Below are 22,285 nucleotides of genomic sequence, written 5' to 3'. Positions count from 1 at the left end.
ATGGATAGCAAGACTGGCGACAACAAGACTGGGAATGACCGACCGACCGCGCTGGTAACCGGCGGATCGGGCGGAATCGGCAGTCGAATAGTGAGGCATCTCGCCGACGACGGATTTCGCGTGGTGCTCACCTTCAACCGAAGCGGTGGGGAAGCCGCTTCGCAGGTCGAGGAATACACAGCAGCAGGACTCGACGTTGATGCCGTCCAGGTCGATCTCGCGGATCCGACGGAACTAGCTCGTTTCGTGGCGAAGTTCGCCGAAGACTATGGCAAGTTGGATGTTCTCGTACACGCTGCGGCGTCCGGGGTATTCGGCTCCCTGCCGAAACTTGTGAACCGCAAATACGACGACTACCTCGCGACATTCGCAGTCAATACCCATGCCTTGACGCATCTCCTCGCATGGTGCGGTGAATCGATGTCCGACAACGGCAGAGTCTTGAACATCTCCTCGTTGAATTCCTCGCTGGGAATGTTCGGCAGCGCGGCCTACGCGGGTAGTAAAGCGGCGGGCGAAGCGATAATTCGGGCTGCGGCACGTGAACTCGGCTCCCGCGGAATCACCTGTAATACCGTCCAGCTGGGCTTGGTAGAAACCGCTTCGATGCGGAACGAAGTCAACCAGCAAGCCGTGGACTGGTACGCGTTGCAGGCTCCCGCGGGCCGGATCGGCAGTCCAGGCGACGTCGCCGATTTAGTGAGTCATTTGGTCAGTGAGCGGTCGTCGTGGATGACTGGTCAGACAATTCGCATGGATGGCGGGTATCACTTCTGATGGCGCGTCGACAACGCTATTTGGATGACGACGGACAGGCTGCCGTCGCGGCGTGGCTGGAAAATCGGTTGCCCGGCTTTGGCGAAGTCACAGTTGCCGAGTTGGAACAGTCCGCGGGCAATAGCCACCAACTATTCACAGTGACGCGTGAGACTGGGCGGTGGGTGATGCGCGTTGCTCCCTCCGGTCGGGAATACAGCGCCGACGGCGGATTCGACCTTCATCACGAATGGCGAGTACTCAATGCGATCTCGAATAGTGCGATACCGCACGCCAAGGCGGTGATCGTGAGTGATTCCTCGTGTCCTGTCGACAACGCGATCCTCGTCATCGAATATGTCGACGGCCACGTGCTGTATGGTCAGCTGCCCGATGAATACGCGTCGGTCGACGACGCTCGCCAGATCGTGAATTCGATCGTCGACACGTTGGCGACGATTTCGCGATTCGCATGGGCATCGGCCGATATCGCGTCACCGGGGATCGACGCGGACACCTATCTTGAGCGGCAATGCACCAAAGGCCGCAGAATTCTTGAATCGTCTCGCACGCGCGATACGCCGCTGACGGATCGACTATTCGACCATCTTGAACAGACGATGCCGGCGACCTCGACGCTCGGACTCATCCACGGCGACTACAGTCCGATGAACATCATGGTTCATCGTGGCGGCAATCCCTCGGTCGCCGCTGTGATCGACTGGGAGACCGGAACAGTTGGCGATGTGCTGATCGATATCGGATATCTCACCGCGCGATGGGTTCGCCCGGACGAGAATCCGTTGCTCGCGACGTTCGCGCTGGGCGGGGGTAATGCTGACCACCATCGGTTGCTCCCCGATAAAGGCTATGTGGCGCAACGTTTCTCGGATGTCTCCGGGCTATCGGTGGATTCGTTGCCCTACTACCAGGGTTTTGCGATGGCACGGCTTGCGGTGGCGATCGAACCGAGGGTGGCGCGGGCGGCCCGACGCGACGACGAGCAGACCGCAGCCCTATTCGGCGCGATGGTCGACACCTGTGCGCAGCACGGGCTGGCGTTGGCGGGCGCATGACGACGAACGGCCTTCTCGACGGTGTGCGCGTTGTCGAATCCGCCTCGCTGTTGACCGGCGCCGCAACAGGATTGCTATTGGCGGATATGGGCGCCGATGTCGTCAAGGTGGAATCTCCGTCGGGTGATTTGATGCGATTCGCGCTCGGGCAGATCACCGCCGGCAACAGTCCGGCCCATCTGCAACTGAACCGGAACAAGCGCAGTGTTACCGCCGATTTACGCAATCGGGACGATGTCGTGCGTTGGGAACAACTCATCGCCGGGGCCGACATCCTGATCGATGGCAACGCGGTCGGCACCCTGGCACGGTTTGGTTATGACGCCGTGGCGTTGTCCGCCTTGAACCCCCGACTGATTCGATGCACGGTGACCGGATTTGGGAGGAATGGACCCTACTCGTCGATACCCGCCCACGGCTTGCTCATGGGCGCGCTCGCCGGCGCCTACCCAGGTGACGGTCCGGACGAGGGCGCGGCGGTGGACGGCAGAGGCGGCGGTCCGGCGTTATCCGCAGCTGGGGCGGCAGCGGCCGCGATATGCGCGGCGCTGTACCGGCGAGAGCGCACGGGGGCGAGTATTGACATTGATGTATCGGCAGCTGATGCGCTGCTGGTCGGATCAATGCTCCCAATCGTGTACGCCGCCAACAGGTCTCGCCTGAGTGACACGAGTTCGTTGCCGGTGCTCTCGGACGGAGTCAGTGGTCCGCGCTACGAAATGTACGAAACAGCGGATGGGCGGACCGTGGCTTTCGCTGCACTTGAACCGTCGATGTGGCTACGCTTCTGCACCGCTGTCGAGCGAACAGATTTGGTTGACGCCGGATACGAAGGTGATCAACTGCGTGATCAAGTGGCAGAGTTGATACGTGGTCGTGCACTGGCCGAATGGCTGGCATTCGCGGCGGCACATCGGGTATCCATCGGGCCGGCGAATCAGTCGATTGATCAATTGCTGGCCGACGACCAGTTGATCGGCCGCAACGTGTTCTGTGAAACAGAACATCCGAGGGCCGGACCATTCACCGCGGTGGGATCGCCGGCGGTTGTCGACGGGTACCACTTCGCGGTCCGCAGGCACGCACCCGACCTTGGCGAGCACAATGCCGAGTTGGCCAACGGCTGGTAGCTGGCGAACCATCGTCGGAGCTGTGCGACAACGGAATTGGCGTCGCTGAAATCGTCGGGAGTCGAACCGGTGCCGAGTGCCCGGCGGGACGGTAGCGTGAATCGGTGGCGACCGATCGTGGATCGCTCGACGGCCAGACAGGAGTGAGTGGATGCCACGCGAAGGTGAACCGTTGCACAAGCTCGGCTTTTTGACGATCGGCCGATTCAATGCGGACGATCCCCGAGCCGGGCATCTCGAGACACTTCGCATCATCGAACGCGCGGAGCAACTCGGCTACGACAGTGTCTGGTTGCGTGATCGTCACCTCCAATTCGGTATCTCATCGCCGGTCGCGATGCTGGCGGCCGCTGCGGTGCGGACGAGCCGAATCGAGCTGGGGACCGCGGTGATTCCGTTGGGCTTGGAGAATCCGCTGCGGCTGGCCGAGGATCTGGCCACCGTCGACGTGCTGAGCGGCGGACGGCTCAATCCCGGTGTGTCCGTGGGTACTCCGATGCGATACGACGACTACAAGACCGCGTTGTATCCGGATTCGCATGACGTCGAAGACTTCTCCAAGCGGCGCGTGACTAGGCTGCTCGATTGTCTGCGTGGCGAGCCGGTCAGCGCCTTCGAGGGCAGGGTGGGGATCGAAGTCTTCTCCCGCAGGGTGCAACCGCATTCGCGCGGACTTGCCGATCGGGTGTGGTATGGCGGAGGTCGTGAGTCGGCAATCTGGGCCGCTGAGAATGGGCTCAATTACCTGACGTCGTCGGTGGTGAGCATCGAAGGCACTGATTCGCGCGATTTCGCGACAATCCAAGCGGGACATATCGATGCCTACCTGGAACATGTGCCGGATCCGACGTCGGCGCGAGTGTCCCAGGGGTTGGTGGTGATTCCGACCGACTCGGCGACACCGGATCAAATCCGACGATACGAGGCGTATGCGCGAGCACGATTCGACCGGACACTTGAGCCACAGGGACCACGCGGGATGATGTTCGCGCCCGACCTGGTGGGTCGATCGGATGAACTCGCCGAACGGTTATTCGCGCACGCGGGATTCCAGCGCGCTAACGAGGTCGCGTTCGCATTGCCCTTCAGTTTCGAACCGCACGATTATGAACAGATCATCGAGGATCTGGCAGGAAAGCTGGGGCCAGCGTTGGGATGGTCGCCGGCCCACAGCTGAATCATTCAGGGCCACAAGGCTTTAAGTCAGACAGTCAGCAGTACCTTGGTGGCGCGACGCTGGTCCATCGCCGCATATGCTTCGGCAGCCTCTTCCAGTGGCAACGTCAAATCGAAGACGGGTCCCGGGTCGATAGTGCCGGCCATGATCAACTCGATCAGCTCGGGAAGATACTGACGAACTGGCGCGGGGCCGCCGTGCAGGTGAACGGTTGCCGCGAACAACCCGCGACCGTCGATCTCTACGCCATGATTCACCCCGACGAAACCGATATAACCGCCGGGCCGGGTCGCGCCGATCGCCTGTTTCATCGACTCATCGGTGCCGACAGCTTCGATGACCGAAGGCGCGCCGAGGCCGTCGGTCAATTCCTTAATGCGCGCGATGCCCGCGTCGCCGCGCTCTTCGACGATGTCGGTTGCGCCGAATCGTCGGGCGAGTTCCTGGCGGTCGGCGTGGCGACTCATAGCGATGATCCGCTCGGCGCCGAGATGGCTGGCGGCGAGAATTCCGAGCAGTCCGACCGCACCATCGCCGACAACTGCGACGGTCTTACCCGGGCCCGCTTGCGCGGCGATCGCCGCGAACCAGCCGGTGCCCAGCACGTCGGATGCGGCGAGTAGTGCGGGAATCTGCGCCTCGGTCGGCTGGGTCGACGTGGCGACCAGCGTGCCGTCGGCGAGTGGAATACGCGCGAAGGTCGCCTGCGTGCCAATCGCGCCCATCGGGTGCACGTTCACACATCGACTTTGATAGCCGGAGCGGCAGATCTCGCACGTGTTGTCTGAAGCCATGAACGATCCGACGACGAAGTCGCCGATGGCGAGGGTTGCGACGTCGGAGCCGATCTCGGTGACGACCCCGACATACTCGTGGCCCATCGGGGCGTCGGCGGGGAATTTCTGAATTCCGCGGTAGGGCCACAGATCCGATCCGCATACACAGGTCGCGGCCACCCGAATGATCGCGTCGGTGGGTGCGACGATCACCGGATCGTCGCGATCTTCGACGCTGATATCGCCGGGTCCATGCAATATGACTCCACGCATTGGGTGTCTCTCCTTCGCTGGTCGGTCTGGCGGCGTTGTCTCAAACAAAGGTAGGACTCGAACAACGTAAGACTACGCAGTCCGCCCACGTAGTTCCCGACTGTAACTGCTGTACAAACGCGGCGATGATCGACGAACATCTGACCAAGGGGGAAGTGATAACCGTGGATCTCAATCTCTTCGAAGCACTCATGTTCTGGGTAGCAATACTCGCGATATGGACGGTGTGGATCTGGCTGCCTGCTGGCGTCCTCGTGCTGGGCTGGGTTTCCCTAAAGCGATATCGCAACCGAAAGTCGCTCGATCACGACACGGACGCTCGATTCGCCTGCCTTGCCGCGACCAAATCACTGTGGTGCTGGTTGGTGGTCGTCGTGATGACGACGCTGTTCGGCAACGATCAGTTCGGATTGTTGGTGTGGATCTCATGCGCGGTGATGGCGGCCGGTTCGTTAGTGGCGGGAACACTGTTAATCGTCTCGAGGTGGTCGACGCGCTCGGTTGGGCTGACGGTCGTCATGCTCGGGTTGGTGCAAGCGACACGGACCTATTTCTACTTCGTTGCACCGACGCTTGCGACCGATGATGTGTCGCCCCCGATTATCGACAGTTTAACGGTCGTATTGCTATGCCTCGCCACGGCAATACTCATGGTGACCGAACCGCCGTGGCCTGTGCGGGCTGGCGCTCTTCGCGTTGGCGGGCAGCGAGTCGCTGAAGCGTCAGACGGACCCAACGAGGGCATGTGAAATCGACTCGGTTGCCCGACGCAGCGCGGGGATGACGCGTTGCGCGAAATCGTCGTCGACCCGGGGGACCGGGCCGGAGACTCCGATCGCCATCGGTGTCGGTGCGCCGGGAACCGACATCGCGTAGCAGCGGACGCCCAGTTCCTGTTCCTGGTCATCGAGCGCGTACCCCTGGTTGCGGATGCGTTCAACCTCGGCGAATACCGCGGACAAACTGGTCAGCGTATTCGGGGTGGCGGCGGGCAGCCCGGCTTGAGTCAGCAGTCGCGCGATACGCGGGTCGTCGAGTGCGGCGAGTACCGCTTTGCCGACGCCGCTGTTATGCATGTTCACCCGCCGCCCCACTTCGGTATTGGTACGCATCGTGTGGGGTGACGGAACTTGCCCGGTGTAAATGACCATGTCACCGTCGAGAACGGCAAGGCTGGCCGATTCGGATAACTCGTCGACGAGCGAATGCAGCACGGGCGCCGCGAGTGCTCCCAGTTGGCGATTGGCGACTTCGCCGAGTCGGATCAGCCGGGGTCCCAGGGAGTAACGGCGATTCGACAGTTGGCGTACATAGCCGATCCCGACGAGAGTGCGCAGCAGACGATGAATAGTGGGTACGGGAACCGGCGAGTATTCGGCGATTTCGCTCAGTGAGCACTCGCCGCCGGCCCGTCCGATGATCTCGAGAATCTCGAAGGCGCGCTCGACGGACTGGACGCCGGAACTCGACTTCGATTGCGCGGGCATGGGTCTCCTTGTCATTGACTGCGACGGTCCACTGAATGCTGCGAAATCACCCGTCTTTGAAAGAGCATACTTCCGTATCGTGGAATTAGCGAAGCTCGCGTCCACGTCGGCATTGTTGCTTCGAGTGAGTTGACCGGACTAGACTCCACAATGCGGAAAGAAGTTTCCATCATTTTCTCATCGCTGGAGGTTCAGTGTCGTCGACATCAATAAATGTGACTCTGTGCCCGGCTGAGTACCAGACCGTCGACAGCGCGCTGGCCACCTGGGATGCCACTCTGGCGAAAAACTACCCCGGTGACGACGGCCGTCGACAACCAGTGCAAACGACATACGTGTCGGCTGATCGCTTTACTCCAGGGCTCGCCGCCGAATGGGGAACGGCCGCGATGTCGGCTGCTGAAGTGGCCGGTGGACTCGCGGCGGTGGCTCGCGAGGTCGGGCTGGGCGATGGCGACGTCGAGATGCTGGCCGAACTCGTCGCACGGAAACTGTCCACCGAACCGATCGAAGACCTGCGGCTGGACTTCGAAGACGGTTATGGCAACCGTGACGACGAGATAGAAGACGCCGATGTGGCGCGGGCCGTCGAGCGAGTCGTGGAAGCCCAAACCGCGCGAACCGCACCGCCATTCATCGGCATCCGATTCAAATGTTTTGAGGCGCCGACCCGAGCGCGCGGTCTGCGCACCCTGGATCTCTTCGTCAGCGGGTTACTCGCAGCGGGGGAGTTGCCTGCCGGCCTGGTGCTGACCTTGCCGAAGGTGACATCGGTCGCGCAGGTCGAAGCGATGGCAGACGTCGTCGGACGGCTCGAGTCCGCGCATGGCCTGCCGTCGGGACGGTTGCGGTTCGAAGTGCAAGTTGAGACACCGCAGTTGATTCTCGGACCCGACGGTTTTGCGCCGGTCGCCCGAGTTGTCCACGCCGCGCCGGGCCGCGTCTCGGCATTGCACTACGGCACCTACGACTATTCGGCATCGATGGGTATCGCGGCGGCGTACCAGTCGATGGACCACCCCGTCGCCGACCACGCGAAGAATGTCATGCAACTCGCAGTCGCGGGCACCGGAGTACACCTCTCGGACGGGTCGACGAATATTCTGCCGATCGGTGACGCCGAACATGTCGCGTCGGCGTGGCGACTGCACGCTCGCCTCGTACGGCGGCACTTGGAACGCGGAATCTACCAGGGGTGGGATCTGCATCCGGCTCAGTTGGTGACCCGCTACCTCGCGACCTACGCCTTTTATCGCGATGGATTCGATTCTGCCGCAACACGATTGAGAAACTACGTGCAACGGATCGACTCGGCGATCATGGACGAGCCGGCCACCGCGAAAGCGCTGGCGTCGTTCATCCATCGCGGCGTCGTATGTGGCGCGCTGACTGCCGCCGACGTGCTGCGCTCGGCCGACCTTGACGTGCAGACGGTACGCGACATCGCTCTCAACCGGCCGCCTACCTGACTTCCAGCCCGCTTGAGAGGACTCCGGATGACTCGAACCCGATTGCCCGCGACCAGCGCGCCGTATTACGCACCGCACGGTGGACTGCCGACGCAGACGGACCTACTCACCGATCGCGCGATCGTCACCGAGGCGTACACGGTGATCCCGCGCGGCGTCCTGAGCGACATCGTGACCTCGGTCTTTCCGGGCTGGACTGACACCCGCGCCTGGGTACTCAACCGTCCCGTGGCCGGTGGCGCGACGACATTCGCGCAGTCGATCGTGGAGGTCGCGCCGGGTGGCGGTTCGTCGACACCCGAACCGCAAACCGAGGTCGAAGGCTTCGTATTCGTCCTCGACGGCGAGTTAACAGTCACCACCGCCGGGACGGAACACACGCTGACGCCGGGCGGATTCGCGTACGCACCCGCCGGCATCGAGTGGAGCGTCGGAAATAGCGGCGCGCAGCCATCGCGATTTCAGTGGATCCGGAAACGATACGAGCCGTTGGCAGGATTCACCCCGAACGTCGTCGTCGGAAACGAGCGGGACATCGAGCCGACTGCCATGCCCGGCACCGACGGTAAGTGGCGGACCACCCGGATGCTCGATCCGCAGGACCTCGCCTACGACATGCACGTCAATATCGTCACCTTCGAGCCCGGCGCGGTAATCCCGTTCGCCGAGACGCATGTGATGGAACACGGGCTGTACATGCTCGAAGGTAAGGCGGTATACCGACTCAACGACGACTGGGTCGAAGTCGAAGCGGGTGACTATCTGTCGCTACGCGCCTTCTGTCCGCAGGCTTGTTACGCGGGCGGGCCGTCGAATTTTCGGTATCTGCTCTACAAAGACGTGAATCGGCAGATCTTGTTGTAGTTGTGTGTTGCGTTTCTGCACGGCATCTAGCTGTTGGCTACCCGATCTGACTTTGTTAGGTGTGTGTGCAGCTGGCTTGCATTCTTAGCTGTTGAGCGGCCAGCCGGTGATCTTTTTGGGCCGCGGGGTGGCGTAGGTGCGGATCTTCGACGTTGTCAGACGCATTCTTACCAGGCCTTCGGCGATGGTTACCGCGGCGCGCACACCGTCGACTATTGGAACGCCGGTCGCCGTTGCGACCGATTCTTCCAATTCGGCCATGCCCCCACAGCCCAGGCAGATCACCTCGGCGCGGTCGTTCTCGACCGCTTCACGCGACTGGGCGACGATCGCCGCGACCGCGCGCTCGGGATCGGACTCCAATTCGAGCACGCTCATCCCCGAGGCTCGCACAGACGCACAGCGCGCGTCGAGTCCGGCGAGTTTGAGCCGGTCCTCAATCAACGGCACGGTTCGATCGAGGGTGGTCACCACCGAGTACTTGTGGCCGAGATACATCGCGGTCGACGCTGCGGCCTCGGTGATGTCGACGACTGGGACCGCGAGTAGTTCTTGGAGGCCTTCGCGGCCGTGCTCGCCATAACCCGCCTGGATCACGGCGTCGAATGGTTCGGAGTACGAGGTGATCGCGTCCATCACCGCGATGGCCGCCAGATATGACTCGAAGTTGCCTTCGCAGGATTCGGCACCGAATCGTGGTGTGACACCGATGATTTCGGTTCCTTTCGACGCCACCGATCGCGCCGATTCGGCGATGGCCGCAGTCATCGACTCAGTTGTGTTCACATTTGCCACAAGAATGCGCATGAGTTCCTAGTGTTTGCTTGGCACGGCGATCGGCTCTCCCGAGACGTCGCTGAAGGTGCGGTTGCGGTCGGCAACTAGCAGATAGATGATTGCGCCCAGGCCCGCGCCGATGAACCAGGAGAAGGACGACGTTGACTCGAACGCCGGAACGAATGCCAGCAGCAGCGCGACCGTAGCGGTGGGGATGAGTGCGATGATCGCGCGGGGGTTAACTCCCGACGAGTAGTGATAGTCGGCATCCGGTGTTGCCTTGTACAAGTCGGGCACATTGACGCGCGCGCGTCTGACCAGCCAATAGTCAGCCATGATAATGCCGAACAGGGGCCCGAGTATCGCGCCGAGTCCGCCGAGAAAATACGTGATCACCGTCGGAGAGTTGTAGAGATTCCACGGCAGGATGACCAGGCCGATCACCCCGGATACAACGCCTGCGCGCCGGAAGTTCAACTTGGTGGGGAACAGATTGGTTAGGGCGTAAATCGGCGCGACGAAATTGGCCATCAGATTGACCGCGATGGTCAAGATGAGCAGCGCCAGACAGGACAGAACCAGAAGGAGGGTATTGGGCACGGTTTGCACGATGTCGGCGGGGGATTCGATGACTCGCCCGTCGATCTTGAATTGCGCGCCGGCGAGCACGACGACAATGGCTCCGAAAACCAGCATGTTGATCGGGATACCGAAGAAGTTGCCGCGGACAATCGCACGACGCGAGGTGGCGCTGCGGGTGAAGTCGCAGAAGTTGAGTACGAAGGTGCCATAGATGGCGACCCACAGTCCGGCATCGCCGATGATCTTGAGCCACATGTCAATTCCGGTTTTGGAATCCGGCGTCGACCAGGCGATCGAACCGCCCGCTCGGATGAACATCCAGATCGCGAGACTGGCCATCGTGACGAGAATGATGGGTCCGGCGAAGGCCTCGTATTTCCGAATCGTCTCCATGCCGTAGCTCACGATGACCATCTGAACAACCCACAGGATAGTGAAGGCGATCCAACCGAGAGTGGATAGACCGAGGATGCGATTGTCGTCCAGTGTGGCAGCGCTGGGGGCAACTGCCACGATCATCACCCGGAAGACAACCGATGCCAGATAGGTCTGGATGCCGAACCACGCGATTGCGACCGCCCCGCGGATGAGCGCGGGGATCTGTGCGCCTCGGGTGCCAAAGGAAATGCGGCTCATCACCGGGAATGGCACGCCGGTCTTCTCGCCCATGAATCCGGAGAGGTTGAGCAGCAGGAACAAAAACAGTCCGCCAAGTCCGAGTGCGACAAGGATTTGCCAGCCACCAAGGCCGAGAGCGAATAGACCGATCGCGAACGCGTAGTTGCCCAGACTGTGTACGTCGTTGGCCCACAAGGTGAAAATGTTGTACGAACGCCAGGTACGGCCCGCGCGCATCGTCGGGGCAAGGTCCTCGTTGTAAAGCTGGGGGGACAGCCCGGCCGCAGTCGCGGGAGTGGAGTCGGCAGGCGACGCCTTCGTGGTGGCCATCGTGGCATTCTCGGAGGTGCTCATGGGCCATCTTTCATCGATCAGGCCCGAGGGCCGGTACTTATTCCGCATAGTGGAAGTCTGATTCCGTTGTGCTGATTCCAAGTAACCACCATGACCCGGCCAACTGTCAAGCGTTCTCGTATGATGGAAATTCTAAGCCAATATGTGAAAGTTACCGCCATCGACAGCGGTTCCGAGTGGTACCTAGATTTTTCGCATTGAGGAAACTAGATTCCACTTCGGGGCAACGAAGGAGTGATCAGCCGATGAGTGACGAGCGGCGTCAAAACGGTGCGCGACCAGCCGGTGACAACACAAGCATGGACGACACAGGCATGGGCAACACAGCCGGATACGACCTCGTCGTCCGCGGCGAACGGATTCTGACGACGGCAGGTATCGTCGCGCGTGAGATCGGTATCTGGGATGGCCGGATCGTTGCCATCGAACCTCTCGGCAATAACCTCCGGGCGAATGAGGTCATCGAACTTGACGATTCGCAGGTAATGATTCCTGGGCTGGTCGATACTCACGTCCACGTCAACGAACCGGGACGCACCGAGTGGGAGGGATTCGACTCCGCGACCCGCGCGGCCGCGGCAGGGGGCGTAACCACGTTGATCGACATGCCGCTCAACTCCATTCCGCCGACGGTCAACGTCGAGGCGCTCGCGCTCAAACGTGCCGCGGCGCAGAAGAAGTCCTATATCGACGTCGGATTCTGGGGTGGTGCGATTCCCGGAAACAAGGATGACCTGCGTGGGCTCCACGACGACGGCGTCTTCGGATTCAAATGCTTCCTTCTGCATTCCGGCGTCGACGAATTCCCCCATCTCACCGCCGACGAGATGGAAGAGGATATGGCCGAGTTGGCCTCCTTTGATTCGCTGATGATCGTGCACGCCGAGGATTCGCGAGCCATTGATCGAGCGCCGCATGCCGAGGGCGATCAATACGCGCGGTTTCTCGCGTCGCGTCCGCGAGGTGCGGAGAACGTTGCGATCGCCGAAGTCATCGAGCGGGCGCGTTGGACCGGGGTGCGCGCACACATTCTGCACCTGTCGTCGTCGGACGCGTTGCCGATGATCGCGTCGGCCAGACGTGACGGCGTCAAACTCACGGTCGAAACGTGTCCGCATTATCTGACGCTGCTGGCCGAGGAAATTCCTAATGGCGCAACGGCTTTCAAGTGCTGTCCGCCGATTCGCGAAGCGTCCAACAGAGAATTGTTATGGAAGGGGCTGCTCGATGGGACTATTGACTGCATCGTCTCCGACCACTCGCCGTCAACAGTCGATCTCAAGGATGTCGAGAATGGTGACTTCGGTGTCGCGTGGGGTGGCGTGGCGTCACTGCAACTCGGGTTGTCATTGATCTGGACGGAGGCGCGTAAGCGTGGAATCTCGTTGGAGCAGGTAATCGAGTGGATGGCGGTTAGACCAGCACAACTGGCCGGGATGACACGTAAAGGGCGAATAGCTCTCGGATGTGATGCGGATTTCGCGATCTTCGCACCCGAGGAGGGGCAGATAGTCGAGGTCGAGAAACTTCATCACCGCAACCCGATCTCGCCATATGACGGCCGGGCGCTGGCCGGAGTGGTGTCGGGCACGTGGGTGCGCGGACGCAAGGTCGACTTCGCGACTCCACACGGCCGGTTGATACGGAGGGGAGAGGCGTAGCCAACGGTCCCAGTTGCCTGGACCTTTACGTCGACAGTCGTTGTACCGGCATACTCGACGGGTGAACACGCATCGAGTTCGACGCCGCGCGGTCGGTCTCGGGATACTCCTACTGTCGGTGCTGGGAATTATCGCCGGATCTCCATCAGCGGTTGCCCATCCGTCAACGACGCCCATCCAACAAGTCGACACCAGGCTCGCGGTGGGCACAGGTGGTCTCACCCCGACATTGGCCCGCGCGTACACGCGGGCATATAACGAGGCCCGACGACAAGGCGTGACAATGTGGATCACGTCCGGCAAGCGTTCGGTGAGTGAACAACGCGCGTTGTGGCGCGACGGCATCGCGAGATATGGCAGTCCGGCGGCGGCCCGGCGCTGGGTGCTGCCGCCCAACGAATCGACCCATGTCACCGGAGCCGCGATCGACGTCGGTCCGCGCGCCGGTGCGGCTTGGTTACAAGTCAACGGTCGGCGGTGGGGGTTGTGCCGCACCTTCGACAACGAATGGTGGCATTTCGAGCACGCGACGCTGCCGGGACTGCCTTGCCCTCGGCGTGTACCCGACGCGAGTTCGCGCTGATCGGCGAGCACAAACTCGATTGACGGCCGAGGCGAGATTCGAGAACCTCGACCAATGGACGTGACATTCACCAAGCTGGATCGGCGCTACGAGGTGACTATCGAACGGTCGGTATTGCCGGCTCTCGCGCCACGTGTCGGCCCGGGTTTTCACAACTGGGTGCCGCATGATGCCGCACATTTGTTCGTCGAACTGGAAGCCGGGCTGCGCGGCGCCGTATTCGGAAGGCTCGCAACGGGATCCGATGATGGGCTGTTCTGGCCGGCGACGACACGGGATCGTAAGCGGCCCCGTCGTAGTGCGGTCACCGCACAAGACCGGGCCGATGTGGTTCGTTCGGAGAAACTCGCGGGCGTGACCGTGCCGCTGTGGGAGGTCGAGCGAGGCTTGACCGAGAATGACCCGACCTGGCCGGGTACGGCCCGCGACAACGACATCGACCCGCGACTGCTGAATTCGATCTACGCGCGGTATGACGAATTCGCCGGACGGTGGCACGAGTCACGGATCGGCGAATCGATAACCGTCGTGTGGCCCTCGCACCACCGATAGTGTTGAGCCCATGACACTTTCGGTAGCCATGATCACCGTCGACACCACCGATCCACTACCGCTGGCACGATGGTGGGCCGAGCAGACCGGCGGAACGATCCTCGCGGAGAACGATGGATGGTTCGTCACCGTCAAGGTGACGGACGCGGGACCGTTACTCGCGTTCCAGAAGACGTCTGACCCAACACCGGGAAAGAACCGCATCCACCTCGACTTCGTCGCACCGAATCGCACTGCGACGATCGAGCAATTGATCGCGGCGGGCGCGACTCATATCGCCGATCATGAGATGTCCGGTTTCGGCTGGACGATACTCGCCGATCCTGACGGCAATCAGTTCTGCGTGGCGCAGCACGACAACTGATAGCGATGGGGTTCACGCGCGAGCAGCTCGAGTCATTCGCCGGCCGTAGCGTCGATGATTTGATCGGTCCGCAATGCGAACTGCTATTCGTGGGCATCAATCCGGGGCTCTGGACCGCCGCGACTGGCGCACACTTCGCCCGGCCGGGTAATCGCTTCTATCCCGCATTGTTTCGTGCCGGAATCACCCGGATTGAGATCGACGCGTCACGCGGGATGAGCGTCGCCGATCGGGATCACTTGCTGGCACGCGGCATCGGTATCACGAATGTCGTCGAGCGGGCATCTGCCAAGGCGTCGGACTTGAGTGCCGACGAACTTCGTGAGGGCGGACGTCGACTCGTCCGTACCGTCGAGCGAGTTGCGCCGAATGTCGTTGCGATAGCGGGCATCACGGCCTACCGGAGCGCATTCGGCCGACGTGATGCACAAGCCGGGCGGCAAGATGCCCGATTGGGTGACGCGGCGAACACGCAAGTGTGGGTGGTGCCCAACCCCAGCGGACTGAATGCGCATGAGACGGTTGATTCGTTGGCAGCGGCCTACGGCGGTGCCGCGCGGGCGGCCGGCATAGTGCTGTTCTGACCCGCCGCGGTGACGAGGCCCTAGCATTGCGGTCATGCCCATTCTGAACAAAGACATGTCGCTCTGTATCTCGCTGTCCGGGCGGCCATCGAATATCGGAACCCGCTTTCACAACTATCTGTACGACGAACTCGGCGTGAACATGATCTACAAGGCATTCAGCACGGCAGATATCGCCGCCGCGATCGGCGGTGTGCGGGCGTTGGGTATCCGGGGATGTTCGGTCTCGATGCCGTTCAAGGAAGCGGTTATCCCGCTGGTAGATGAGATCGAAGAATCCGCAGCGGCGATCGAATCGGTGAATACGATCGTCAACGAGGACGGGCGGCTGGTGGCGTCGAACACCGACTACGAGGCGATCGCGGCGTTGATCGCCGCGCACCAGCTCGATCCGGCAACGCCGGCTATCGTCCGCGGTTCGGGTGGGATGGCTAAGGCGGTCGTCGCAGCATTCCGGGGCGCCGGGTTCGACGATCTGACGGTGATCGCGCGCAATGCCGAAACCGGCGGCGCGCTGGCCGCCAAATACGGCTACCGACATGTCGTCGCCGAGCCGGCGCCGGGTCCGGCCATCTTGGTCAATGTCACACCGCTGGGAATGGCCGGGGCCGATGAAGACGCGCTGGCATTCTCCCCCGAACAAGTGGCCGCGGCGACGGTCGCGTTCGACGTGGTCGCTTTTCCGGCCGACACACCATTCATCCGGGCCGCCCGCGCCGCGGGCAAACCGACAATCACCGGGGCCGAAGTGATCGCCTTACAGGCGGCGCGGCAATTCGAGCGATACACCGGAATTGCCCTCAGTCCTGACCAGGTAAATCGAGCGTCGGAGTTCTCCCGCGCGGTTTAGGCTTGCGCCAGAGTCGAATTCGACTCGATCGCACCGTGACCGGCCAGTGCCGGGCGCTCAGCACTCACACCGGCTCGACACTCGGCCAGACCGGTTGGTGGACGAAACGGTGTTGTTCGGTAGGGTCGTGCGGGTGAATTCGAGCGCACCCGCGAAGTCTGTCGTTACCCGTCTAGCCGACGAATTATCGGTCGCGGAGCGCCAGGTGGCGGCGGCCGTGCAACTTCTCGACGACGGTTCTACGGTGCCGTTCATCGCGCGGTATCGCAAAGAGGCAACCGGCGGCCTCGACGACGCGCAATTACGCCTCCTCGAGGAACGACTACGGTATCTGCGCGAACTCGATGAGCGACGGGCCGCGGTCATCGCCTCGATCGAGGAACAGGGCAAGCTCACTGATCAGTTGCGATCGGATCTTCTTGCGGCTGAGACGAAGTCGCGTGTCGAGGATATCTACCTGCCGTACAAGCCGAAGCGTCGGACTAAAGCGCAGATCGCTCGCGAGGCCGGTCTCGAGCCGCTTGCGGATCGGTTGCTGGGCGACCCATCACTCGACCCGACGGCCAGCGCTCAGGAGTTCGTCACTAACGGAGTCGTTGACACCGCCGCGGCTCTGGATGGTGCGCGGCAGATCCTGATCGAGCGGGCAGCCGAGGATGCCGGGTTGGTCGGTGCGATCCGCGAGAAGTTCTGGAACGATGCCTCGCTGCGCACGACTCCGCGTTCCGAACAGGTTGCGAATACGGCTGTCGCACAGAAGTTCCGCGATTACTTCGACTACTCGGAGTCGCTGGAGACGATGCCATCGCACCGAGTGCTGGCGGTGCTGCGCGGTGAGAAAGAAGAAGCACTGTCCCTCAGCTTCGACGGGGGCGAGGACGAGGCATATCAGGCCCTGGTCTTAGCCACTTTGGGGATCGACGCAGCGCGCGAGGGGCCGACGACGAAGTGGCTGACCGACACCGCACGGTGGGCGTGGCGAACCAAACTGATGATCATGGCCACCGTCGATGCCCGGATGAAACTCCGCCAGCGCGCGGAAGAGGAGGCCGCAGCGGTATTCGCAACCAATCTCAAGGATCTGCTACTCGCCGCACCCGCCGGAACCCGTACCACCCTGGGGCTCGACCCAGGGTTTCGTACCGGAGTCAAAGTCGCGGTGGTCGATGACACCGGCAAAGTTCTCGACACCTCCGTGATCTATCCGCACCAGCCGCAGAATCAGTGGGCTAAGTCGAAAGCGGCGCTCGCCCAACTCGTTTCCCGGCATAAGGTGCAGCTCGTCGCGATCGGAAACGGGACGGCGTCGCGTGAAACAGATGCTCTAGCAACCGAACTCATCGCCGAGATGGCCAAGGCGGGTGCCGGCACGCCGGCTAAAGCCGTGGTCAGTGAAGCCGGAGCCTCCGTTTATTCGGCATCCGAGTACGCCTCTCGGGAGCTGCCCGACATGGATGTCTCGTTGCGCGGCGCGGTGTCGATCGCTCGCCGCCTGCAAGATCCGCTCGCCGAACTCGTCAAGATCGATCCTAAGTCGATCGGGGTGGGGCAGTACCAACACGACATCACTCCGGGAACTCTCGCTCGAAGTCTCGACGCTGTCGTCGAGGATGCGGTGAACTCGGTCGGTGTCGACTTGAATACCGCGTCAATCCCGTTGCTGGCGAGGGTGTCTGGAGTAACCTCCACCCTCGCGTCGGCAATCGTCGCCTATCGAGACAGTGTGGGTGCGTTCCGGAGCCGCCACGATCTCCTCAACGTCCCGCGCCTAGGGCCCAAGGCATTCGAACAATGTGCTGGCTTCTTACGAATCCGTGACGGAGACGATCCACTCGACTCCTCGGGTGTGCACCCCGAGGCGTATCCGGTGGTCCGCCGTATCCTCGATCATTCCGGATCGAATATCACCGGGCTGATCGGGGATTCCAAGACGCTGAAATCGTTGCGGCCCAGCGATTTCGCCGATGATCGTTTCGGGATCCCGACGATCACCGACATTTTGGCCGAACTCGAGAAACCCGGTCGCGATCCGCGTCCGGCATTCGCGACCGCGACCTTCGCGGCCGGGGTTGAGAAGGTGTCGGATCTGAAACCCGGAATGGTTCTCGAGGGTGTCGTCACCAACGTCGCGGCATTCGGCGCGTTCGTCGACGTCGGGGTGCACCAGGACGGACTCGTCCACGTGTCGGCGATGGCTGATCGTTTCATCTCCGATCCGCACGCGGTGGTGCGGTCGGGGCAGGTCGTTCGGGTGAAGGTGATGGAAGTCGACGTCGATCGTCAACGTATCGGACTCTCCTTGCGCCTGAACGACGAAGTGGGCGGCGATAACCGACGGCCGTCCCGCAGCGGCGATCGTACGGAGTCGAAAGACCAACGCCGCAGCAACGATAGCAGCCGGGGCGATAGTGGTCGCGGCCGAAATCCCCGGGGAAACAACCAGTCTCGCGGTGATCGTAGTGGCACCCGTCAGCCGTCGGGATCGATGGCACAGGCGCTGCGCGAGGCCGGATTCGGTAAGTAGCGAGCCTTATCCGGGCCGAATTCAGGCGTTCGCAGATGTCGGTGCGACGGGGACGTACGCCTGCGCTGATTTCGGCTTCGCGGATCCGATCTGACCCGAATCCGCTAGGAAGGCAACCAGATCGGCGAGGGTCTGCTCAGAGCTACGTGGCTGGTATCCGAGTTCGGCGGTCGCTTTGGAAATATCCACCACCGGATGTGCCTCCAGCGCGCTGATCGACGCCTTGGACACCAAGTCCGACCCGAAGAGCTGGCTGATCGGCTCGATTAACGGGACCACCATCTTGAGCACGCTCAACGGGATGGCGAACAGGGGCCGTGGACGCCCGCAAAGCTCTGCCGCCCGTCGCATCGCGTCGAATAGTCTGACGGGAGCGCCGCCGAGGAGGTAATTCTCGCCGGTCACCCCGCGCTCACCGGCCGCGATCAATCCCAGGACCACGTCACGAACGTCGACCAGGTCGAATGTGCCGTCGACGAATAGTGGCACACGCCCGCGCGCTGCATCACTGAGCATTCCGTTGATTCTGGATAAGCCGTGATCGACGGGGCCGTATACGCCGGTCGGGTTGCAGATCACGGCGTCGAGCCCTTCTGCGACGACGGCTCGCAATTCCTGTTCCCCGGCCCACTTAGACCGGTCGTATACCGGTAGCGCCGCGTCCGTCGACCGAGCTGATGTCTCGTCGACCGTGCCGCTGTCGGTGTACTGGTCGAACGAATGGATCGAACTGCAATGCACAAAACGTCGTACCCCGGCGGCCAGCGCCGCTCGTGCCACCGAAGCGACACCTTCGGTATTGACGCGCCAGGCCAACTCGTCGCGCTGTTTGAGGGTAATCATGGCGACCAGGTGATACACGGTGTCGACACCGTCGAAGGCAGTGGTCATCGCTTCGAAATCGAAAATATCCGTCTGTATCCACGTCGCCGATGTCGCTGAATCAGGCTCGGGCACAACACGATCGATGGCTACTACCGTATGTCCGTCGGCGAGCAACTGGTTGACCAGGTTTGTCCCGACGAAACCGGCCGCACCGGTGACAGCGACTTTCATCTATTTCTTACCTCCGCGGAGCAACGCGAGAATTAGAACACGTTCTAGTAGTCCAACTGTAGCACGCGATCGTCGCAGCCCTCCTCCAGGGAAGGCTGAGGGCAGGAGCGCCGAGAGCTGAGCACATCGCCGGTCCGCGCCGAGGGCGCTCTCTGGCACCGATAGACTCTGCACCGCTGCAAGCCCTACCCGAACGCGGTTAAGGAGACCACTCGTGCGCAACTATGACCCAGCCGATCCCGAGGTTCATATGCATTCGCTGCTCAACGCGGTTGTGCTGCCCCGGCCGATCGCCTGGGTTGGTTCGCGCACTGTCGATGGTGTCGACAATGTCGCCCCGCACTCGTATTTCACCATCTCTTCACTCAATCCGCCGATCGTCCAATTTACGTCGATCGGCACCAAAGACACGCTCCGCAATGTGCGACAAACGCGTGAGTTCACCGTCAGCCTGGCCAACCGCGAATTGATGGCGCAGATCAACATCTCCTCAGCCCCGGTGCCACCGCAAGTCAGTGAATTCGACATCACCGGTCTCACCAGACGGTCAAGTGTGAAGGTCGACGCCCCGTCGGTTGCGGAGTCGCCGGTGTCGATCGAGTGTCAGCTCTTCGACACCATGGAATTCGCCGGGGGAGATGTGGTTGTGTTCGGTGAGGTGGTGTGGGTACGCGTCGACGAAGACTGTCTCATCGACGGCTATCCAGATGTCGAACTTCTCGCGCCGCTATCCCGTCTGGGCGGCCCGTTCTGGGGTGATGTCGGAACCATTTCGACAATGACCCGCCCCACGGCCGAGGAAGCGATGCACACCGGCGGCACCTAACCCAATCAGTGCGAAATAATCAGGGGCACAAGCTGTTCAGCGGGTGTCCACGCACCGTGGTGGCCAGCCATCGTCGATTCGACGGGTTCGGAGACGCCGCGCGTCAAGATCGTATGGCCACGAGCTACCGCTATGACATCGCCGATTCGCGCCGCGACGCCAGCTTCGACGCGGTCGCCGAACCATCCCTCGTCGATCGCCCGACCCCGGGTCACCACGTGGGCGTGGTCGCCGAGTGTCGCGGTCCACGCGTCGTGTACTGCCCCGGCCGCTCCGGGGGTGGCATAAACGTGCCGTACCCGTGCCTCGCCGGCCACCGTGGCAACACCCGCGAGCAGTTCAGGGGTGGACTCGACGTCAATGACGTGACCGGCCGGCACCATCCCGTGATCGCCGGTCACCACCAGGGTGCACGACGACGGCAAACCATCTGCTACCTCGGCTACCAGCGCATCGACTTCGGCCAAAGTCGCCTTCCATTCTGGTGACCCAGGTCCGTGGATATGGCCCCGCAGATCCAACTCGCCGTAGTACGCGTAAACGAAACGCTGTACACCGTCGAGTCGGCTCACTATCTCACGCACTGCGTCTCGAATCTGGCCGGGCGTCGATGCGGGGTGATGAACACCGCGTTCGCGAAACACCGCTCGCGTCAAGGGGGAGTCGCGTTGGTAAGCGGGTGTCACGTAGTTGATCTCGACGCCGGACTCGGAAAGGCTTTGCAGGATAGTGGTATTGGACTGAATCGACTCGGGCGGGTAAATGTGTGCCGCGGTAGGTCCGGCTGCGGTATCCAGGGTCCACCGCAGCGAATTGAGTACCCGACTGCCCGCCGTCGATGCGACTGCTGCATCGGGTACAAAGCTGTAGCCGACGACGCCGTGTACTCCGCACGGCGCCCCGACCGAAAGGCTCGTCAGACTTGTCGCGGTCGTCGCGGGGAAACCCGCACGTAGCGTGGTTGCCGTGAATTCAGTGAGAGTCGGTGCCAGATCCGCATGTGCCGCAAGCAGCTCGGCGCCAAGTCCGTCGATGAGGAGTAGCACCACGGAACTGTCGACCGGAATGCTCACCCCGGTGCGCGACTCACCGGGCAGCCCAAACCCGGCGGCTACCGTGGGTAGTACGTCCGCAATCGACCCGGCCGGCAACGAATCCAATGGATTGGCGATGTAGTTCATTGGGCATCCTCGACGGGCTTCATCACGACGGCGGACAATTGATGGACCAGGGTTATCGCGGTGACCGCGCTGGCAGCCATAATCGAGGCCAGCACGATGATTTGGAATCGACCGGCCTCAACGGGAGACGCACCGCCGAATAATGCTCCGACGAATGCGCCGGGCAGTGTCACCAGGCCGGTAGTCTTCGTCTGGTCGGTTGAGGGAATCAGCGCCTGCCGCACTGTCTTTCGGGCCAGCCTCGAAGTAGCCTGGCGAGCATCGGCGCCGATCGACAGCCATCCCTCGACCTCATCCCAACTGGCCGCGGTGATCGCGACGAAATGTTGTGAGGTCAGTGTCGCGATAGTCATCGTCGCCCCGATCACGATTCCACCTGCGGCGAGCACGTACCGACCTTCGAAACTCAGTGCGCCGCTGGCGAATACGGTCGTCAGAGCGACGCCCGCGCCGGCTCCCATCGACAATCCGGTAACCAGCAAGTGCGGATACGACCAACCCACCCGGCGGGTCGCCGTCACCACGGCCACTGAGAACATCGCGGCCAGAGCGACTCCCACCAACACCCCGTTGGTCAGCACGCCGGACAGGATTAGGCTGAGCGCAACCAACTGTGCCGCACCGCGCGCCAGCGCGACGACCTGATACCAGGGCGCCCGAACTCGATAGGAACGCAGAATCACAACCGTGATCATGGCGAGCACGAGCAGACAGATTCCCGTCCGCATCCAGGTCGAGTCGAGGATCATCGGCACCGACAATCGT

The 22,285-nt window shown here is 62.0% G+C and carries 22 protein-coding genes; 15 read left to right on the top strand and 7 right to left on the bottom strand.

Features of this window, described 5'->3' with window-relative positions; genetic code table 11:
• From AAFP29_RS14395 to AAFP29_RS14380, 4 genes are all read left to right on the top strand, one after another.
• Positions 1–777, top strand: coding sequence for an SDR family NAD(P)-dependent oxidoreductase (locus tag AAFP29_RS14395; RefSeq protein WP_419218029.1), 777 nt, complete (start codon positions 1–3; stop codon positions 775–777).
• Complete coding sequence (locus AAFP29_RS14390; RefSeq protein WP_419218028.1) at positions 729–1,832, top strand: phosphotransferase family protein; 1,104 nt, start codon at positions 729–731, stop codon at positions 1,830–1,832. The genes AAFP29_RS14395 and AAFP29_RS14390 overlap by 49 nt, the downstream gene beginning before the upstream one ends.
• Positions 1,829–2,962, top strand: a complete 1,134-nt coding sequence (locus AAFP29_RS14385) for a CaiB/BaiF CoA transferase family protein (protein WP_419218027.1) — start codon at positions 1,829–1,831, stop codon at positions 2,960–2,962. Before AAFP29_RS14390 ends, AAFP29_RS14385 begins: the two co-directional genes overlap by 4 nt.
• 151 nt (positions 2,963–3,113) lie before the next feature.
• Positions 3,114–4,139, top strand: coding sequence for an LLM class flavin-dependent oxidoreductase (locus AAFP29_RS14380; RefSeq protein ID WP_419218026.1), 1,026 nt, complete (start codon positions 3,114–3,116; stop codon positions 4,137–4,139).
• Between the two features lie 26 nt (positions 4,140–4,165).
• Here AAFP29_RS14380 and AAFP29_RS14375 read toward each other — a convergent pair whose 3' ends face one another.
• Entirely contained in the window at positions 4,166–5,188 is a 1,023-nt protein-coding gene (locus tag AAFP29_RS14375) for a zinc-dependent alcohol dehydrogenase family protein (RefSeq protein ID WP_419218025.1), read from the bottom strand.
• Positions 5,189–5,313: 125 nt separating this feature from the next.
• Between AAFP29_RS14375 and AAFP29_RS14370 the strand changes: the two genes are divergently transcribed.
• On the top strand, positions 5,314–5,937 hold the full coding sequence (locus AAFP29_RS14370; protein WP_419218024.1) for a hypothetical protein: 624 nt from the start codon (positions 5,314–5,316) through the stop codon (positions 5,935–5,937).
• Here AAFP29_RS14370 and AAFP29_RS14365 read toward each other — a convergent pair.
• The gene (locus AAFP29_RS14365) at positions 5,911–6,675 is read right to left on the bottom strand and encodes an IclR family transcriptional regulator (RefSeq protein WP_419218023.1); all 765 of its coding nucleotides are present in this window, start codon (positions 6,673–6,675) and stop codon (positions 5,911–5,913) included. The genes AAFP29_RS14370 and AAFP29_RS14365 overlap by 27 nt on opposite strands.
• A gap of 194 nt (positions 6,676–6,869) precedes the next feature.
• Here AAFP29_RS14365 and AAFP29_RS14360 point away from each other — a divergent pair, with 194 nt between their 5' ends.
• Together AAFP29_RS14360 and AAFP29_RS14355 are read left to right on the top strand one after the other, a co-directional pair.
• The gene (locus AAFP29_RS14360) at positions 6,870–8,144 is read left to right on the top strand and encodes a DUF6986 family protein (RefSeq protein WP_419218022.1); all 1,275 of its coding nucleotides are present in this window, start codon (positions 6,870–6,872) and stop codon (positions 8,142–8,144) included.
• Positions 8,145–8,171: 27 nt separating this feature from the next.
• A complete protein-coding gene (locus AAFP29_RS14355; protein WP_419218021.1) occupies positions 8,172–9,008 on the top strand; it encodes a bifunctional allantoicase/(S)-ureidoglycine aminohydrolase in 837 nt (278 codons plus the stop codon).
• An 84-nt stretch (positions 9,009–9,092) separates the two neighbouring features.
• On the opposite strand, the gene AAFP29_RS14350 is transcribed toward AAFP29_RS14355, so the two are convergent.
• Entirely contained in the window at positions 9,093–9,815 is a 723-nt protein-coding gene (locus AAFP29_RS14350; RefSeq protein ID WP_419218020.1) for an aspartate/glutamate racemase family protein, read from the bottom strand.
• 6 nt (positions 9,816–9,821) lie between these two features.
• The gene (locus AAFP29_RS14345) at positions 9,822–11,315 is read right to left on the bottom strand and encodes an NCS1 family nucleobase:cation symporter-1 (RefSeq protein WP_419218115.1); all 1,494 of its coding nucleotides are present in this window, start codon (positions 11,313–11,315) and stop codon (positions 9,822–9,824) included.
• Between the two features lie 323 nt (positions 11,316–11,638).
• Here AAFP29_RS14345 and allB point away from each other — a divergent pair, with 323 nt between their 5' ends.
• The 7 genes from allB to AAFP29_RS14310 all read left to right on the top strand — a co-directional run bounded on the left by allB (position 11,639) and on the right by AAFP29_RS14310 (position 18,457).
• The gene (allB, locus tag AAFP29_RS14340) at positions 11,639–13,000 is read left to right on the top strand and encodes an allantoinase AllB (RefSeq protein WP_419218114.1); all 1,362 of its coding nucleotides are present in this window, start codon (positions 11,639–11,641) and stop codon (positions 12,998–13,000) included.
• Between the two features lie 61 nt (positions 13,001–13,061).
• Positions 13,062–13,583: a M15 family metallopeptidase gene (locus AAFP29_RS14335; protein ID WP_419218019.1), complete on the top strand. Its 522-nt coding sequence runs from the start codon at positions 13,062–13,064 to the stop codon at positions 13,581–13,583.
• 54 nt (positions 13,584–13,637) lie between these two features.
• On the top strand, positions 13,638–14,135 hold the full coding sequence (locus AAFP29_RS14330; RefSeq protein ID WP_419218018.1) for a hypothetical protein: 498 nt from the start codon (positions 13,638–13,640) through the stop codon (positions 14,133–14,135).
• A 10-nt stretch (positions 14,136–14,145) separates the two neighbouring features.
• Positions 14,146–14,499, top strand: coding sequence for a VOC family protein (locus tag AAFP29_RS14325; RefSeq protein WP_419218017.1), 354 nt, complete (start codon positions 14,146–14,148; stop codon positions 14,497–14,499).
• 5 nt (positions 14,500–14,504) lie between these two features.
• Positions 14,505–15,083: a mismatch-specific DNA-glycosylase gene (locus AAFP29_RS14320; RefSeq protein WP_419218016.1), complete on the top strand. Its 579-nt coding sequence runs from the start codon at positions 14,505–14,507 to the stop codon at positions 15,081–15,083.
• Positions 15,084–15,117: 34 nt separating this feature from the next.
• A complete protein-coding gene (locus tag AAFP29_RS14315) occupies positions 15,118–15,933 on the top strand; it encodes a shikimate 5-dehydrogenase (RefSeq protein WP_419218015.1) in 816 nt (271 codons plus the stop codon).
• Positions 15,934–16,066: 133 nt separating this feature from the next.
• Positions 16,067–18,457, top strand: a complete 2,391-nt coding sequence (locus AAFP29_RS14310; protein ID WP_419218014.1) for a Tex family protein — start codon at positions 16,067–16,069, stop codon at positions 18,455–18,457.
• A 21-nt stretch (positions 18,458–18,478) separates the two neighbouring features.
• On the opposite strand, the gene AAFP29_RS14305 is transcribed toward AAFP29_RS14310, so the two are convergent.
• On the bottom strand, positions 18,479–19,513 hold the full coding sequence (locus tag AAFP29_RS14305; RefSeq protein ID WP_419218013.1) for an NAD-dependent epimerase/dehydratase family protein: 1,035 nt from the start codon (positions 19,511–19,513) through the stop codon (positions 18,479–18,481).
• Positions 19,514–19,727: 214 nt separating this feature from the next.
• On the opposite strand from AAFP29_RS14305, the gene AAFP29_RS14300 reads away from it, so the two are divergent.
• On the top strand, positions 19,728–20,339 hold the full coding sequence (locus tag AAFP29_RS14300; RefSeq protein WP_419218012.1) for a flavin reductase family protein: 612 nt from the start codon (positions 19,728–19,730) through the stop codon (positions 20,337–20,339).
• Between the two features lie 5 nt (positions 20,340–20,344).
• Here the strand turns inward: AAFP29_RS14300 and AAFP29_RS14295 are convergent, their stop codons facing one another.
• Both AAFP29_RS14295 and AAFP29_RS14290 read right to left on the bottom strand, forming a co-directional pair.
• Entirely contained in the window at positions 20,345–21,520 is a 1,176-nt protein-coding gene (locus AAFP29_RS14295; RefSeq protein ID WP_419218011.1) for an alkaline phosphatase family protein, read from the bottom strand.
• Complete coding sequence (locus AAFP29_RS14290; protein ID WP_419218010.1) at positions 21,517–22,269, bottom strand: ABC transporter permease; 753 nt, start codon at positions 22,267–22,269, stop codon at positions 21,517–21,519. Before AAFP29_RS14290 ends, AAFP29_RS14295 begins: the two co-directional genes overlap by 4 nt.
• Between the last annotated feature and the right edge of the window lie 16 nt (positions 22,270–22,285).

It is taken from the genome of Gordonia sp. CPCC 205333 (genome assembly GCF_048537885.1).
Lineage (GTDB): Bacteria > Actinomycetota > Actinomycetes > Mycobacteriales > Mycobacteriaceae > Gordonia.
Note: the sequence above shows the minus strand (reverse complement) of the source record. Positions and strands in the feature narration are given on the sequence as shown.